12 protein-coding genes and 1 pseudogene are annotated in these 15,103 nt (G+C 65.7%); 3 read left to right on the top strand and 10 right to left on the bottom strand.

All coding sequences use genetic code 11. The features are described from left to right. Positions 1 to 103: 103 nt before the first annotated feature. The 6 genes from CG471_RS18995 to CG471_RS19020 all read right to left on the bottom strand — a co-directional run bounded on the left by CG471_RS18995 (position 104) and on the right by CG471_RS19020 (position 7,574). Positions 104 to 1,195 carry a hypothetical protein gene (locus tag CG471_RS18995; protein ID WP_099233043.1) on the bottom strand — a complete coding sequence of 364 codons (1,092 nt, stop codon included), beginning with the start codon at positions 1,193 to 1,195 and terminating at the stop codon, positions 104 to 106. An 8-nt stretch (positions 1,196 to 1,203) separates the two neighbouring features. After that, entirely contained in the window at positions 1,204 to 1,584 is a 381-nt protein-coding gene (gene qhpC / locus CG471_RS19000) for a quinohemoprotein amine dehydrogenase subunit gamma (protein ID WP_099233045.1), read from the bottom strand. Beyond that, positions 1,581 to 3,029: a quinohemoprotein amine dehydrogenase maturation protein gene (peaB, locus tag CG471_RS19005; RefSeq protein ID WP_099233047.1), complete on the bottom strand. Its 1,449-nt coding sequence runs from the start codon at positions 3,027 to 3,029 to the stop codon at positions 1,581 to 1,583. Before peaB ends, qhpC begins: the two co-directional genes overlap by 4 nt. After that, the gene (gene peaA / locus CG471_RS19010) at positions 3,026 to 4,750 is read right to left on the bottom strand and encodes a quinohemoprotein amine dehydrogenase subunit alpha (protein ID WP_099233049.1); all 1,725 of its coding nucleotides are present in this window, start codon (positions 4,748 to 4,750) and stop codon (positions 3,026 to 3,028) included. Before peaA ends, peaB begins: the two co-directional genes overlap by 4 nt. Positions 4,751 to 4,926: 176 nt before the next feature. Further along, on the bottom strand, positions 4,927 to 7,110 hold the full coding sequence (locus CG471_RS19015; RefSeq protein WP_099233051.1) for a xanthine dehydrogenase family protein molybdopterin-binding subunit: 2,184 nt from the start codon (positions 7,108 to 7,110) through the stop codon (positions 4,927 to 4,929). Next, entirely contained in the window at positions 7,107 to 7,574 is a 468-nt protein-coding gene (locus tag CG471_RS19020; protein ID WP_004210954.1) for a (2Fe-2S)-binding protein, read from the bottom strand. Before CG471_RS19020 ends, CG471_RS19015 begins: the two co-directional genes overlap by 4 nt. A gap of 187 nt (positions 7,575 to 7,761) precedes the next feature. Here CG471_RS19020 and CG471_RS19025 point away from each other — a divergent pair, with 187 nt between their 5' ends. Continuing rightward, the gene (locus CG471_RS19025) at positions 7,762 to 9,588 is read left to right on the top strand and encodes a DUF885 family protein (RefSeq protein WP_099233053.1); all 1,827 of its coding nucleotides are present in this window, start codon (positions 7,762 to 7,764) and stop codon (positions 9,586 to 9,588) included. A 240-nt stretch (positions 9,589 to 9,828) separates the two neighbouring features. Here the strand turns inward: CG471_RS19025 and CG471_RS19030 are convergent, their stop codons facing one another. Together CG471_RS19030 and CG471_RS19035 are read right to left on the bottom strand one after the other, a co-directional pair. Then, the gene (locus CG471_RS19030; RefSeq protein WP_099233055.1) at positions 9,829 to 10,596 is read right to left on the bottom strand and encodes an energy transducer TonB; all 768 of its coding nucleotides are present in this window, start codon (positions 10,594 to 10,596) and stop codon (positions 9,829 to 9,831) included. 4 nt (positions 10,597 to 10,600) lie between these two features. Next, positions 10,601 to 12,694: a TonB-dependent receptor domain-containing protein gene (locus CG471_RS19035; RefSeq protein WP_257211606.1), complete on the bottom strand. Its 2,094-nt coding sequence runs from the start codon at positions 12,692 to 12,694 to the stop codon at positions 10,601 to 10,603. Positions 12,695 to 12,827: 133 nt separating this feature from the next. Here CG471_RS19035 and CG471_RS19040 point away from each other — a divergent pair, with 133 nt between their 5' ends. Beyond that, entirely contained in the window at positions 12,828 to 13,634 is an 807-nt protein-coding gene (locus CG471_RS19040) for a DUF4198 domain-containing protein (RefSeq protein ID WP_097382375.1), read from the top strand. A 17-nt stretch (positions 13,635 to 13,651) separates the two neighbouring features. Beyond that, the gene (locus CG471_RS19045) at positions 13,652 to 14,143 is read left to right on the top strand and encodes a hypothetical protein (protein ID WP_099233059.1); all 492 of its coding nucleotides are present in this window, start codon (positions 13,652 to 13,654) and stop codon (positions 14,141 to 14,143) included. A gap of 105 nt (positions 14,144 to 14,248) precedes the next feature. Here the strand turns inward: CG471_RS19045 and CG471_RS19050 are convergent. Both CG471_RS19050 and CG471_RS19055 read right to left on the bottom strand, forming a co-directional pair. Continuing rightward, positions 14,249 to 14,428 (bottom strand): annotated as a pseudogene (locus tag CG471_RS19050) (DUF2218 domain-containing protein); the annotation flags it as partial. 4 nt (positions 14,429 to 14,432) lie between these two features. Continuing rightward, a complete protein-coding gene (locus CG471_RS19055; protein ID WP_218964270.1) occupies positions 14,433 to 15,101 on the bottom strand; it encodes a PadR family transcriptional regulator in 669 nt (222 codons plus the stop codon). Positions 15,102 to 15,103 lie beyond the last annotated feature (2 nt).

The following is a 15,103-nucleotide window of genomic DNA, read 5'->3' on the forward strand; positions in this document are numbered from 1 at the left end:
ACGCAAAGCCCCGCCCCTTTGAGCAGATGCGCGCAGGCATTGGCGGCCATCCCGCTGCCCCGGATGGCCACGGCCATCGGAGTGTCGGGACAGCCGGCACGGGTCACGGCACCGCCACCATGCCGGCGCCGGTCGCGTCATTGCCCAGATCCCAGGTGGCTTCCAGCTTCAGCGTCTTCGCGTCATAGACCTCGATATCGAAGCTGGCGCCGTAGATATAGAGCTTGGCCCCATCCATCGACATGCCGAAGCGGAAGCGCGATCGGCAGGGGAATTCCGCCTTGTCCACCACCGCGTTGGTGGAAAGGTCCATGTGCCAGAATTCGCACCGTTTCGATCCCAGCGTGCCGTTGGTCACCACCGTATAGGCCTGCTTGCCGTCGGGCGTGATTTCCAGGCCCGCCATGGCAGCCGGCGCCGGGCCGATCGGGGTGAAGTCGAACTGGCGGCTGTTGAGATCGAACCGGGCCAGGCCGAACATCTTGCTGTGGATATAGGGGTCGGCCGCGTTGAACAGCGACACATATTGGCCGGGCGTCCGCAGCGTTTCGAGCGATCCGCCAAAGCCGACATTCTCCAGCCCCGTACCTTCGGGCCGGGCGAGGTCGATGCGGTCCGTCGCCTTCAATGTCGCAGTGTCGATGACAATCACCTTCTCGCCAAAGGCGTAGAGATATTTGCCGTCGCCCGACACCTTGAAGGCGACGCGAAAGCCGCCGATCGCCTTTTCATCATCCTTCTCGATCTCGGCGGTGCGCACCAGCTTGCCGAGCTTCAGGTCAATGACGCCATAAAGCGGCTTGCTGACCTTGTAGCGGTCCATTTCCTTGTCGATCTTGGTGATGATCGTGTAGAAATAGCGGCCCGCCGGGTCCGCAACGCCGCCATAGAAGCGCACCCGATTGGGACCGTCGTTCAGGCTGAACTTGCTCACCACCTGTCGGCTGGCGGCATCGATCACCTCGATCCCGCTCGTCGTGATGGTCGACACATAGATGCGCTTGCCATCGTCCGACAGGCTCATCGCGGTCGGCAGGCCGGTGTCCAGCTTGATCTTCTGCGTCACCGCGCCCTTGCCCTCGTCAAAGACCAGCAGGACGTCAGGATAGGTGCCCATGAACAGGGTCGCCGCATGGGTAGGAATGGTCGCCAGCGCGGCGAGCCCCGCCGCCAGGACAAAGCGGATTTTCTGCATCGCGCGCCTCATGGAAACACCAGGTCGAGATTGCGCCAGTCCTTGGTCGCGGTGGCGCAGTTGCTGGCCCAGTCGGGCGAATAATTCACATGGTCGGGCACCTGCACCGGCCAGAAACAGGTGACATAGCAGTCATAGATGTCGCGCTCGACCGGCTGGCACAGGCCCGCCGTGCCGCCGCCCGCATCCACTTCCCAGCCGGGCGAGAAGGACAGGGTACAGCCCATCGGCACATGGGGACGCGGCGCCTGTTGCAGGGCGACGACATCCTCCTCCATGTCGGATGGCGTCGCGCCAGACGCGGCCGCGACCTCGATCGCCGCCTCCATCTGCGTCACGGCGTCGCCGATCCGCCGCGCCTTTTTGTTGATGGCACGAAGATGCTTCATGACAGCCCCTTTCGTTCAGCGAAATGCTCCAGGAAGCCGGGGTTCTTCACCGCCAGCTCGCCATAGATATGCAGGCAGGTGTCGGTCCATTGCCGGATCCAGTCGCAATAATGGAGATTGGCATGGCCGGTGTCGCCATAACGGACGAACGCCTCATGGTGGCAGCCGCCGGCGCAGAGCGGCCGCGCCCAGCAACTCTGGCAATCATATTTGGCGCCGACATGGCCGCGGCTCAGGAAATCGCCCTGCTTGGCCCGGTCGATGCCGCTCGACACATGGCCCATCACATGGGTGTCGGCGTCGGTGAAACGGTGGCACGGCGACAGGTCGCCCGACGGGCTGACCCCCATCAGCCCCATGCCCGCGCCGCAGGGATGCGATTTGTTGACGCCCGAAATCAGCTCGCTGATCGTCTCGCTGACATTGGTGAAGCCATGGACCTGCCCGCGCAGCGCAAATTCCAGCCATTCCTGCGCCAGCAGGTTGAACTGCGCCAGCACGCTGTCCATGCCGTCGGCATCGATCGAATAGGCCCGCGTTTCCCCTGTGGTCACCGGCGCGAAGCCGACCTCGTGAAAACCCAGATCATCCTTCAGATGGCGGAAGATGCGCACGACATCGGTCACGCCTTCGGTCAGGGTGACGCGCGCGGTCACCGCGCGGGTGCGATGATGGGCGATCAGCGTGCGCAACCGCGGCTCGATCACCGCATAGCTGCCCTTGCCATTCTTGTAGACGCGATGCTTGTCCTGCAGTTCGGGCGGGCCGTCCATCGACACGGTGACGCCGACCCGATTGTCCGACAGGAAGGTGACAATCTCCGGCGTCAGCAAGGTCGCATTGGTGGTCAGGCTGTAGGTGATCCCCTTGCCCGCCGCCGCCGTCGCGCCATTGGCATATTCCACCACATCGCGCAGAAGCTTGAAATTCATCAAGGTTTCGCCGCCGAAGAAGGTGATGTGGACCGACGGACGGTTCGCCGCCTCCGCGATCAGCAGGTCGACCGACGCCCTGGCCGTCTCCAGCGTCATATATTTGGGTTTGCCGGCCGGGGTCGCGATCTTGTCCGCGCCGAATTCATAGCAATAGGTGCAGGCCAGATTGCACTGGTTGGTGATGTTCAGCACCAGCGCCTGCAACGGGAAATCGGCCGGCGGCGCCTCCGGCACGGACACCGGCGCCGCGCCCAGATGGATGAGCTGCACCGCGCGCAATTCGCGCACCAGCGCCTCGGCTTCGGCCAGGTCGCCATCCTCGCCCGCCAGTTCGCGGACCAGCGCGGCATGGCTCAGCTCCTGTCCATCAAGCCGGTCCAGCACGGCCTGCACCTGCGCATCGATCTCGAAGATCGCGCCGGCGCTCACCAGATAGACGAAGTCGCTGCCACCTGCGGCAAAGCTATGATATTCGGCGCGACGATAGGCGGGGGCCTGCATGACGGTCATCGCGACACCTCCGGCTGGTCGAAGCGCTGATACATGGGCACGGTCACGACCAGATAGGACCGCGCGCTCAAGGGCTTGCCGAACTTGTCCTTTTCCGCCTTCGCCGTGGCGACGACCCAGACCTCGCCATAATTGTTGCGGCTGAACCGGCGTTCGGGATTGGGGCCTTCCAGCCCCGGCGTGAAGAAGGCGGTGGGGCTCAGCGCGCCCACATATTTCATGTCGTCATCATAATAGACCGACATGAATTCCTGCATCGACCAGGTCGCGTCGACCGGTCCGATGGCGACATCGTCGCTCGTGTTCGGCTTGCCATCCAGGCCGTTGTCGTAACCGATCGCCTCGAACTGCTGGTATCCCTTGGCGAATTTGATGCCGCCCAGCCGGGCCAGGCTCGTTTCCGGCGTGACCTTGAGATAATCGACCTTGCGATAGACCGGGAACGCCTTTTCCAGCACCGCGCCGCCAATGCCGACATCGCGCTGGCCGGCGGGCGCGCTGGCCGCGACATCGACGCTCAGCACCGCCTTGCCCGGCGTCGCCGACACGACGCTGGCGACGGTGACGCCCGCGCCCAGATCGACATCCGCCGCCGTCAGCGAGGCCGGCAGATTATGGCCCCAGATGGTGACGTCGACGCCCTTCGCCCCGGCCTTCACCGCGCCTGGCGTCACCGCCAATATGGCCGGCGCGGCGGTAGCGCGGACCAGTTTCACGTCATAGCCGAATTCCTGATATTCGCCCCAGAACCAGCGCCCTTCGGCGCGCTGCTGGTCGGGTGCGAACCACATCGTCTCGCGCGCCGGACTGCCCAGATCATCGGGTTTCCCCGGCGCCGCGCCGCCCTTGGACGAGCCGCGCCAGCTATAGCCGGAATAGACGAGGCCGGTGCCGCTGCGGCTGATAGTCGCGCCATTGGAGAGCGAGGTGAGCGACGCGCTGGTCTTGAACTCGTCGGCGGCCGCGCCCGGCGCCACCGTCATGGTGCCGACGAAGCGCCCCTGCCCCGGCACCGACGCCACCACCAGCCAGTCGCCCGCCAGCCGCGGCGCACGCAGGCGCGAGCTCCAGGCGGCCCATTCGGGCGTATGCAGTCCCGCCACCTTGGGCAGATAGGTCAGCGCATATTCGCCGCGCGTCATCTTGTCCTTGGGGTCGCGGCCGGCGGGCTGCTCGCTATCCTCGGCCGGGCGGCGATATTGGGCGTCGGCCTGCGAATAGAGGGCGACATGCAGATCCTGCAACGTCTTCCATTCCAGCTTCGACCGGCGCCAGGACAAGGGCTGGGCGAAGGCATGGCAGCTGGCGCAGGCGCCGCGCATCGTCTCGTTGGGCAGGACTTCGTCGACGATCCGCTTTTCGGGCAGATACATGACCGGCCGCGCCTCCTCCGGCGCCAGCCCGTGCGAGGCGGACAGCGACTTGATGACCGCGCGCGATTCCTCGGGCGTGATGGGGAGGCCATTCAACCGCACCATCCGCTTGATCGCCTGCGCCCAGCCCTCCGGCGTGGTGCGCACCCAGCTGATGCGGGACAGGTTACCCTTCGCATCGAGCGCGTGACAGCTGCCGCATTTTTCCTGGACCAGCGGATCGGTGACGGGGATGCCCTCCTCCGTCTCCTTCATCGTCGCGCCGTCGGGACCGCCATCCGCCTGCGCCAGCACGACCGATGCGGAGAGCAACGCCAACAGACCGAACTTCACCGGAAGCTGCTTCACCCTGATGTCCCCCTTTGGCGTCCGGTCTTTTGCCCTGGACGCGGCCCAATCTCAGGCGGGGGCTTTTTTGCCCCTCTGACCGGCATGACGGATGACGCCATGTCGATCCGCCATCAGATTCTTGACGATCATCAAGATTTTTCAGGCCAAGTAAAGAGGGGGTCGGAAAACAGGGTTCAGGCGAACATCTCCGGCACGATCGGCAGGGTGCGGATGCGCTTGCCGGTGGCCGCGTGCAGCGCATTGACCAGCGCCGGGATCACCGGCGGCAGTGCCGGCTCGCCCATGCCGGTCGGCGGATAATCGGTCTTCACGAACTCGACGATGATCTGCGGCGTATCGGGGATGCGCTGCAACGGATGGGTGTCGAAATTGGCCTGTTCAACCGCACCGGCCACCTGGGTGATCTTCTGCCCGGCCAGCGCCTGCCCCAGCCCCTCGATCACCGATCCCTGCGCCTGATGCAGCGCGTTCATCGGGTTGATGATCTGGCTGCCGACGTCGCCCGCGACCCACACGGTCGCGACCTTGGGCATACCATCGACCAGCGCCACCTCCAGCACCTCGGCGAAATAGCCCATATGGCTATAGTAAAAGGCAAATCCCTTGCCCCGCCCCTTGGGCAATTTGCCACGATCGGCCCAGCCGCTCATCGCCACCACCTTCTCGATCACGCCCCTGGCGCGGCCGGTGACGAAGGGCGGCGCATTGGGACCGCGCGGCAATTCGCGCGGTTCGCCCAGCAATTCCAGCATCAGCGTCGGCAGATCCTTGCCCGCCGCCTGCGCCACTTCGTCCAGGAAGGCTTGGGTGACGAAGGCCAGCGCGTTGGAGCCGGGCGCGCGCAGCCATCCGGTCGGCATGTTGGTGGCAAGGAAACTCTGTTCCAGGAGGACCGTGTCGATCAGGCCGGCGGGGATTTCGCTCGCCGGCATCTCGGCCGACCGCACCGGCTTGCCGTCCTTGCCGAAGGTCACGAAATGATCGTGGAAGGCGGTCATTTTCCCGCCCTTGTCCAGCGCCGCACGGAAGCCGTGCCAGCCGGCCGGGCGGTAGAAGTCGCGCTGGATATCCTGCTGCCGGTTATAGAGCAGCTTCACCGGCACGCCGGGCAATTGCGCCGCGATCGCCGCCGCCTGCACCATATAATCGTTCATCAGCCGCCGGCCGAAACCGCCGCCGATGCGGGTGAAGTTGATGCGGATCTTTTCCGGCGGCAGGTTCAGCGCCTTGGCCACCAGCCCGCGCCCGCTTTCCGGATTCTGCGTCGGCGCCCAGATCTCGATCGCGCCATCCTTGAACAGGGCGGTGCAATTCTGCGGCTCCAGCGTGCCATGCGCCAGGAAGGGATAATCATATTCCGCACTGACCGTCTTCGCCGCCGTAGCAAAGGCGGCATCCACATCGCCGGCGCGGACGATATCCCCGTCCGCCTTGCCCTTCAGCCGTTCGGCCGCCTGCGCGGCGTAGCCCTCGGTCGAAAAGCCGCTGACGGCGCTCATGTCCCACTCGACCTTCAGCGCCTCGCGCGCCTGGTTGGCGCTCCACCAACTGGCCGACAGGATCGCGACGCCGTCGAACAAGGATTCCGGCGTCCCGTCGCCCTTGATCGTCAGCACATGGGCCACGCCGGGCAGTGCCTTCACTGCGTCCAGATTGGCCGATTGGAACGTCCCGCCAAAGGCCGGGCAGGTTTCCAGCACGGCATAGAGCATGCCGGGCAGCTTGAAATCGATCCCGAACAGCGGCTTGCCCGCCACGATAGCCGGCGTATCCACCCCGCCGATCGACTGGCCGATGATGCGGAAATCCTTGGGGTCTTTCAGCGTCAATGTCGCCGGATCGGGCGCGGGCTGCTGCGCCGCAGCGGCGCCGAGCGCGGCATAGCTGATGCTCCTGCCCGACGCCGGATCACTCACCTTGCCGCTGCCGGTCTTCAATGTCGCGGGCGCCACGCCCCATAGCTGCGCCGCCGCCGCGACCAGCATCGCGCGGGCAGCGGCACCGGCCTTGCGCGTCGGCAGCCATTCGCGCGGCGTCGTGCGACTGCCGCCGGCCGTCTGCCCGCCGAATATCTTCTGGTCGGCATGGGTCTGCTCGATCGTCACCTGCGCCCAGTCGACGTCCAGTTCCTCGGCGATCAGCATCGGCAGCATGGTCTTGGCGCCCTGCCCGATCTCGGCATTTTTCGCGCCGATGATGACGCGATTGTCGGGCAGGATGCGCACGAAGGCGGTCAATATCTGCGGCGCGCCCTCGGCCGCGCCGGCCAGCGGAATGTTGAGGTCGAACAGCAAGCCACCGCCCGCGACCAGCGAGGCGCTCAGGAAGCGGCGGCGCGACAGGATCGGCGCGTTCATGCCTTCGCTCCCGCCCTGGCAGCATCCTTGATCGCGGCGCGGATGCGGACATAGGTGGAGCAGCGGCAGAGATTGCCCATCATCGCCGCGTCAATATCCTCGTCACTGGGGTCGGGCGTGGTCGCCAGCAGCGCACTCGCGCTCATGATCTGCCCGGCCTGGCAATAGCCGCATTGCGGCACGTCCAGCTTGACCCAGGCATCGGATATACGCTTGCCCGCATCGCTCTGCGCCACCGCCTCGATCGTGGTGATCGCCATGCCCTGCGCCTCGCCGATCGGCGTCTGGCAGGCGCGCGCCGGACTCCCGTCGATATGCACGGTGCAGGCGCCGCACAGCCCCGCGCCACAACCGAACTTGGTGCCGACCATGTCCAGATCCTCGCGCAGTGCCCACAGCAACGGCTTGGCCGGATCGGCCTCCACCGTGCGCGTCTGTCCATTGACCTTGAGACTGATCGCCATCGCCCTACCCCTGCTCAACCTATGATTGTCGCGCGCAAAATAGATGGCAGAAAGGCACGGCCTGTCCAGAGGCTTCGAGGACGGCCGTCCAAGCCCCGGAAAAGCGATCGCTTTCGCAAGGCCCGGCTTGACTTGACGCCCGCGCGCCTGTCTCTCCTCCGCATCCCTATTCGCGACAGGAATTGCCATGACCGTCCGTATCTCGCTCGCGCTGCTCCTTGCCCTCGGCGCCTCCGCCCCGATCCTGGCCCAAGCCCCAAGCACGGCGCCCGCATCGGCAACCGCGCAGGAAGACAAGGCGCTGCTCGCCTTCCTCGACCAGGCGTTCGACCAGCAACTGGCGCTCAGCCCGGAATCGATGACCAGCCTTGGCCTCAAGACCGACTATGGCAAGCTGGACGATTATAGCGAACGGGCCGACGCCCGCAGCCTGGCGCTGCAGGAACAGCAGCTCGCCGAATTGCATCGCCGCTTCTCGCCCGAACGGCTCGGCCCCTCGGCGCGGCTCAGCTATCGTCTGTTCGAAGCGCAGGTGGCGACATCGAAGCAGCAGGCGCCCTTCGCCAAATATGCCTTCCCCGTGTCCACCAATGGCAGCCCGGCGGGCAATATCCCGGTCTTCCTGATTAACGAACATCGCGTCGACAGCGTCGCCGATGCCCAGGCCTATATTGCCCGCCTGCGCGACAGCGAGCGGGTGATGAACGAGGTCGCGACCAAGATGCGCGACCAGGCCGCACAGGGCATCGTCCCGCCCAAGATGGTGTTCGCCCCTGCCCGCGCCGACGCGAAGAAGGTGATCAGCGGCGCTCCCTTCGATCAGGGACCGGACTCCACCCTGTTCGCCGATTTCAAGAAGAAGGTCGGCGCGCTCAAGGCATCGGACGCGGAGAAGGCCAAGCTGATCGCCGACGCACAGGCCGCGTTGACCGGCCCCTTCGCCAAGGGCTTCCAGACCCTGTTCGCCGCGCTCGATGCGATCGAACCCAGGGCCAAGGGCAATGACGGCGCCTGGAGCCTGCCGGGCGGCGAGGCCTATTATAACGCCCGCCTCGCCTTCTATACCACCACCAGCCTCAACGCCGACCAGATCCACCAGATCGGCCTGGATCAGGTGAAGGCGATCCGCGCGGAGATGGAGGCGGTGAAGGCGCGGATCGGCTTTGCCGGATCGCTGACCGATTTCTTCCAGGCGCTGCGCACCGATCCCAAGTTCAAATATCCCAATGATGCCGCCGGTCGCGAAGCCTATCTGGCCGATGCCCGCGCCGCCATCGCCCAGACCATGGACGCCGCCCCGCGTTTCTTCCGCGTCCTGCCCAAGGCGAAGCTGGAGGTACGCGCGGTCGAGGCCTGGCGCCAGGAAACTGCCTCGGTCGCCTTCTACAACCAGCCCGCGCCCGACGGATCGCGCCCCGGCATCTTCTACGTCAACCTTGCCGACATGAATCAGGTGCAGAAGCCCCAGGTCGCGGCGATCGCCCATCATGAAGGCGCGCCGGGCCATCATTTTCAGATCGCCCGCGCGCAGGAACTGCCCGACCTGCCCAAATTCCGCCGCTTCGGCTATTATGGCGCCTATACCGAAGGCTGGGGCCTCTATAGCGAGCGTCTGGCCAAGGAGATGGGCGCCTATCAGGATCCCTATTCGGAATTCGGCATGCTCTCGCTGCAGATGTGGCGCGCGATCCGGCTGGTCACCGACACCGGCCTGCATGCCAAGCGTTGGACGCGCGAACAGGCGATCCAGTATTTCCGCGACAATGCGCCTTTGTCGGAACGCGACATCGTCAAGGAAGTCGATCGCTACATCAACAATCCGGGCCAGGCGACCAGCTACATGATCGGCCAGATCCGTATCGCCCAGTTGCGCAAGGACGCCGAACAGGCGCTAGGCGCGAAGTTCGACATTCGCGACTTCCATGAAGTGGTGCTGGCCAATGGCGCCCTGCCGCTCGACGTGCTGGGCGAACAGGTCCAGGCCTATATCGCCGCCACCAAGGCCAAGGGCTGAACCGCCCTATGCGCCCGGTTACGCGAATGCACAGTCCCTCTGCGCTCAATGGCTTGGATGGGTGGAAACAAGGCATAGCCCCTCCCTTCTAGGGAGGGGTTGGGGTGGGTTGCGAGCGCAGCGAGCTTCTGCCCTATCGACCGTAGATTGCCGCTACGCGGCACACCCACCCCCGGCCCCTCCCTGGAAGGGAGGGGAGTAGGAAACAGCCGCTTCTGACCGTCCCCAGACCATCCCCCGCTACACCGGCAGCACGAACTCCACCGGCGCGGTGAATTCGATGCGGTCGCCGGATATGTCGGACGGGGCCTTGGGATAGGGCGAGGCGCGGTGCAGCATGGCGGCGGCTTCCTCGTCGAGCGAGGCGCGGCCGGAACTGCTGATCACCCGCCCTTCGATCAGCATGCCGGCGCGGTCGATCACGAAGCGGACCTTCACCACCCCTTCCTCATGCCGCATCTTCGCGCGGCGGGGATAAATCTTGTGGGCATAGAGCCAGGAACGCACCCGCGCCGCATAGGCGCGGCTGTTGCCGGCCGGGGCGTTGGCGTCCAGCCCGTCGGAGATCCCGCGCCGGGCCGGCGGCGCGCCGGCGCTGGCGGCCATGACCGGCGCCGCCCTGGCCGCGGGCTGCGATGACGGCGCCGCCGCGGCCACTGGCGTTGACGGAGCAGCCGGCGCCACCGCGACGGGCAGCGACAATGCGGAAGGGATCGCCACCATCGGCGGCGGCACCGACTGCGGCAGGCTGACCGGCGTGGGGGGCGGCGCCTGCGTCGGCACCGGGGCTTCGGGCTGCGCCATCGCCTCCGCCGCCTCGGCCTGTTCCGCCCCCTGCTCCACGCCCTTCAGCGCCGCCAGCGACATGACGGTCAGTGCAGCCCCCTCCTCGCGCTTCGGCGCGCGGCCCATGCCCAGATTCAGCAGCGCCGCGATCAGCAACGCGTTGATCCCGAGCGAGGCCGCCGCCGGCCCCGTGACGCGAAAGGGACGCCGCACGCCCGTCATGGCGTCAGAAGGTGTTCGCCACGGTGAAGCGGAAGCTCTGTCCCTCGGCGGCGAGCGAGGACAGATGGCGGCGATATTGCTTGTCGAAGATATTATCCATGGCGATGCGGAATTCGAAGCCCTTGGCCACGCCACCCTGCGGCTTGAAGGCGAAGAACAGGTTGTGGACGCTGTAGCCCGGCGTCGCCAGGCCCGACCCGGCCGAGGCGAAGCTGCCCGGCGTCACCTTGTCCTGCCGCTCGGCAAATTCGCCGGTCCAGCCGCCCGACAGGCCGCTCGCCACATCATTATAGCCCAGCGTCAGGCGATAGTCGTTCGCCGGGATGGTGTTGAGATAATCGCCGGTCAGCCGGTTCTTGCCATCGATGAAGCTGGCATTGCCGCGCGCATAGAAGCCGCCAATGCCATATTCGGCTTCCAGCTCGATGCCCTTGAAGCGCGACCGGTTGATATTCTGGAAATAGGGCGTGCCCGCCGCGGCCGAGACGTTGACGATCAGATCCTTGACGTCGTTCTGGAACAGGGTGGTCTTCGCGCGGAAGCGGTCATTCTTGCCCAGCATATCGTCGAAGGACAAAGTGAAGCCGGCTTCATAATTGTCCGACTTCTCGGGCTTCAGGTCCGGATTGTTCGGCCGGGTTGCGCTGCGGGTGAAGATTTCGTCGATATTGGGCATGCGCACGGTGCGCGCGACCGACCCGAACAGGCCGAACCAGGGCGTGATATTGTAGAGCGCGGCGAGCTTGGGCGACACGCCGCTATCCTTCACCTTGTCGGTGAGGACGGTGCCGCCGACCACCGTGTCGCCCGGCGTCAGGCGGGTCCAGTCGACGCGCACGCCCGGCATGATGGTCAGCTTGTCGGACCAGACGATCTCCAGCTGACCGAACAGGCCGTAACGGTCCATGTCGCCTTCGGGATGGGTGCCCGCGCCCGGCGTCACCGTGCCGTCGAAATTGACGCGCGGGTTGCGCCGTTCCTGCGTGCTCCACTGGCCGCCCAGGATCAGGAAGGTCGTCCAGTCGCCGCCCATGGCGAACTCGCTGGTATTCTGGACCTTGGCCTGCCAGCTTTCATAGGAGAAATCGGAATATTCCAGGTTCGCGCCCAGGAAGGTGGTCTCGGTCTGGTGGACCTTGGACAGCGAATAGGCGACCTGCGCCTCGACATTGAAGAATTTGCTGCCGTCGAAGTCGTTCACATAGCCCAGCACGGCGGTCTTGTCGTGAACCCGGCGACGCATCAGCGAGCTGCCGGTGGCGGCCGAAATCTGGTCATAGACCTGCGGCGCGTCGCTGATCCAGTCCTGGTAGGACGCCCAGATCGCATGCTTCTTGTTGCCGCCGATCGCGACCCGGCCCTTGACCAGCCAGCTGTCGGATTCGGTGGCGGAGGCAGCGACCGTGTCACCATTGCCGCTCTTGTAATCGTCGGTGCGGCGATAATTATAGCTGCCCAGCAGCTCGACGCCATCGACCGGCTCGGTCGCGACGATGCCCGACAGGGTATGGCCCTGCGCATTGGTTTCGGTCGCACCCTTCAACCGCACGGCCAGCTTGTCGCCGTCGCGCAGGAAGTCCGACGCATCCTTGGTGGTGAAGTTGATCACGCCCGCCAGCGCGCCCGCGCCATAGAGGGTGGAGGATGCCGGGCCACGCAGCACCTCGACCCGCTTGTAGAGTTCGGGCTCGCTGAAGAAGGCACCCATGCGATATTGTTCGTAGAATTTGGTGACGCCATCGACCGTCATCAGGATGCGGTTGTCGCTGTCGCCGATCGCCGTGCCCATGCCGCGAATGTTGAAGCCCTGGCCGAGCTGGCCGACGCCCCCCTGCACATTGACGCCCGGCATGCCTTCCAGCAGGTCGCCGATCGTCGTCGCCTGCAGCTGGTCGATATCCTCCTGGTCGAGCGCGGTCACCGCCTGCGGCGTGTCCAGCGCGACCTTCTCGACGCCGGCGGAGATGATCATCCGGTCGAGCGCGAACTGCGAATCGCTCGCGACCGCAATATCGTCACTCTGCTCCTGGGCCATTGCCGGCAACGGCAGTGCAATCAGCGCGGTGCCCAGCAGCAGCAGGGTCTTGGACTTGGTCATGAGAAATGCCCCCGTATCATTGTTGCGGCGCATCACGCGCCGGGTTGGCCGCTCTCTACCCGCATTAAATGCTATTGCAAGTGATTCTCACTATATATTATAGAGGAGCGTAACGAAACCAAGGGGAACCCCATTGTCCAACCATCGCCGCCCGGTGAACGCCCTGTTCGCCGCCGCCTTGCCTGTGCTGCTATTGGCCGGCGCCACTGCCGCCCAGGCGCATATGCCCTATGTGCTGCCGACCCTGTTCGACGCCGGAAAGGCCGACCATGTCACCGTCACCTCGGCCTTTGCCGAGGATGCCTTCGTCCCCGAAGTCGCGATGCGCGACGCGCCCTTCCACCTGGTCGCGCCGGACGGCAGCCAGGCGACGACCGGCCCGGTCACCTATCTGCGCGACCTGTCCGTGTTCGAGGCTGATCTGAAGGCGGACGGCACCTATCGCATCACCACCGGCCAGCGCGCCGGGCGCAAGGGCAAGATGTTCCGCGTCGGCGATGCCTGGGTGATGCGCGGCGAGGGTGGCGATCCCAAGCCCGGCGCGCAGGAGGTCGAGGTGCAGAGCATGACGCTGGCCGACGCCTATGTCACCCGCGGCCAGACGACGCAGGCCGCGCTCAAGCCGGTCGGCACGGGCCTCGAAATCCAGCCGGTCACCCATCCCAACGCCATCGTGTCGGGCAGCGATGCCAGCTTCGTGCTGCTGTTCGACGGCAAGCCCCTGCCCGCCACGCAGGTCACCCTGTTCCGCAGCGCCGGCGTGCATGACGGCCGCAAGGTCGCGACCGAGACCAAGAGCGACGCGCAGGGCCGCTTCAGCCTGAAGCCGGACGATGCCGGCACCTATCTGATCCTGGTCCGCCATCGCGGCGCCGCGCCAGCCGGGTCGGAAACCCCCTATCGCAGCTACACCTACACGCTAGCGTTCGACGCCGCCTGATATCCCGGAGACACGCCATGAACACCCGTTCCATCCTGATCGCCGCCGTCGTTGCCGCCGCCGGCACGCCCGCCTTCGCCGCCCCGCATGAAGGCGGTGCCTTCGTCCATGACTATGACAGCAACCATGACGGCCAGGTCACCCGCGCCGAGTTCGACGCGGTGCGCGTCACCCGTTTCAAGGCGACCGATGCCAATGGCGATGGCTGGGTATCGGAGGATGAATATGTCGGCGAATATGCCGCCCGCCTCGAAAAGCAGCTCGCGGAATCGAGCCTGACCGAAGAGAAGAAGACCGAGGAGCGCCAGCGCCAGATCCGCCAGGCCCATGTCCGCTTCAACGTCCTCGACAAGGACAAGGACGGCAAGATGGCCCAGGCCGAATATGACGCATCGGGTGCGCGTGCCTTTGCCGAGCAGGACGCCGACAAGGACGGCATCGTCACCGCCGCCGACGTGCAGGCGACCAACGCCCGCATGGCCGCCATGCGCGCCAAGACCGACAGCTGACACAAAGAAGGACCGGGGTTGCCGGTCCTCATCGAGCTTACCAGGGAAGGGGCCGGGCCGTGCAGACCCGGCCCCTTTCGCGTGTCAGAGACCGTTTGAGAAAGCCGGTTCCAGCACCACGGTCAGCAACTCGGCATCGGCACTCAGGTGGATCGGCCCCATCGGAAAGGCGATCTCGCCCTTGTCCGCGTCGAAGCTGGTCTCGAACTTGTGGCTCCAATGCTTGCACAGCTGCTGCAGATAACGGCTGCCATGGGTGGTCGGCACGGTGGCGGTCAGCGTCATGGGGTCAGAGCCTTTCGATCTTGCTGGCGGCCTCGTCGATCAGGGCCGCGACGTCGAACATGGTTTGGGAATCGGCGCCTTCCTTTTCAAGCCGATGCTGGATCGCCACCCGCATATTCTGCAGCGCGCGGCGCACCGGCGCGGCATCATTACGTTCGGCCTTGCGGGCCAGATGCGCCAGCTTCTCCATCACCTCGGCAACGCCGGCCTCATGCTCGGCCAGATGGGCGGTGCCCGCCTCGGTAATGGCGAACAGCTTGCGGCTGCCTTCGCCGGGCTGCTCGGCGATCAGGTCCATGTCGGCCAGCAGCGTCAGGGTCGGATAGACGACGCCCGGACTGGGCGCATAGACCGATCCCGACAGACTCTCGATCTCGCGGATCAGGTCATAGCCGTGACGCGGCGCATCGGCGATCAGCTTGAGCAGGATGAGCTTGAGCGCATCATTGCCGAACAGCCGCCGGCGCCCGCCGCCACGCCCGCCCCGGCCACCGCCGAAGGGACCGTCACCAAAACCGTCTTCACCGAACGGACCGCCCCGGCCACCTGCCCGGCCACCGCCGAAACCGCGCCCGAACCCCTCGGGACCAAAGCCGCCCGGTCCGAAGAAGCGGCCATGGCCGCGCCCGCCATGACGGCCAAAGCCGCGCGGGTCGAAACCGCGATCGGCCATGG

This window comes from Sphingobium sp. IP1 (assembly GCF_002708645.1).
GTDB lineage: Bacteria > Pseudomonadota > Alphaproteobacteria > Sphingomonadales > Sphingomonadaceae > Sphingobium > Sphingobium yanoikuyae.

What these genes read in the sequence shown, in the direction of transcription:
- CG471_RS19025 (WP_099233053.1), top strand. Translation starts at nt 7,762, where the DNA reads ATGACCGTCCGTATCTCGCTCGCGCTGCTCCTTGCCCTCGGCGCCTCC.
- CG471_RS19045 (WP_099233059.1), top strand. Translation starts at nt 13,652, where the DNA reads ATGAACACCCGTTCCATCCTGATCGCCGCCGTCGTTGCCGCCGCCGGC.
- CG471_RS19015 (WP_099233051.1), bottom strand. Translation starts at nt 7,110, where the DNA reads ATGAACGCGCCGATCCTGTCGCGCCGCCGCTTCCTGAGCGCCTCGCTG.
- qhpC (WP_099233045.1), bottom strand. Translation starts at nt 1,584, where the DNA reads ATGAAGCATCTTCGTGCCATCAACAAAAAGGCGCGGCGGATCGGCGAC.
- CG471_RS19035 (WP_257211606.1), bottom strand. Translation starts at nt 12,694, where the DNA reads ATGACCAAGTCCAAGACCCTGCTGCTGCTGGGCACCGCGCTGATTGCA.
- peaB (WP_099233047.1), bottom strand. Translation starts at nt 3,029, where the DNA reads ATGACCGTCATGCAGGCCCCCGCCTATCGTCGCGCCGAATATCATAGC.
- CG471_RS19055 (WP_218964270.1), bottom strand. Translation starts at nt 15,101, where the DNA reads ATGGCCGATCGCGGTTTCGACCCGCGCGGCTTTGGCCGTCATGGCGGG.
- CG471_RS19030 (WP_099233055.1), bottom strand. Translation starts at nt 10,596, where the DNA reads ATGACGGGCGTGCGGCGTCCCTTTCGCGTCACGGGGCCGGCGGCGGCC.
- CG471_RS18995 (WP_099233043.1), bottom strand. Translation starts at nt 1,195, where the DNA reads ATGCAGAAAATCCGCTTTGTCCTGGCGGCGGGGCTCGCCGCGCTGGCG.
- CG471_RS19020 (WP_004210954.1), bottom strand. Translation starts at nt 7,574, where the DNA reads ATGGCGATCAGTCTCAAGGTCAATGGACAGACGCGCACGGTGGAGGCC.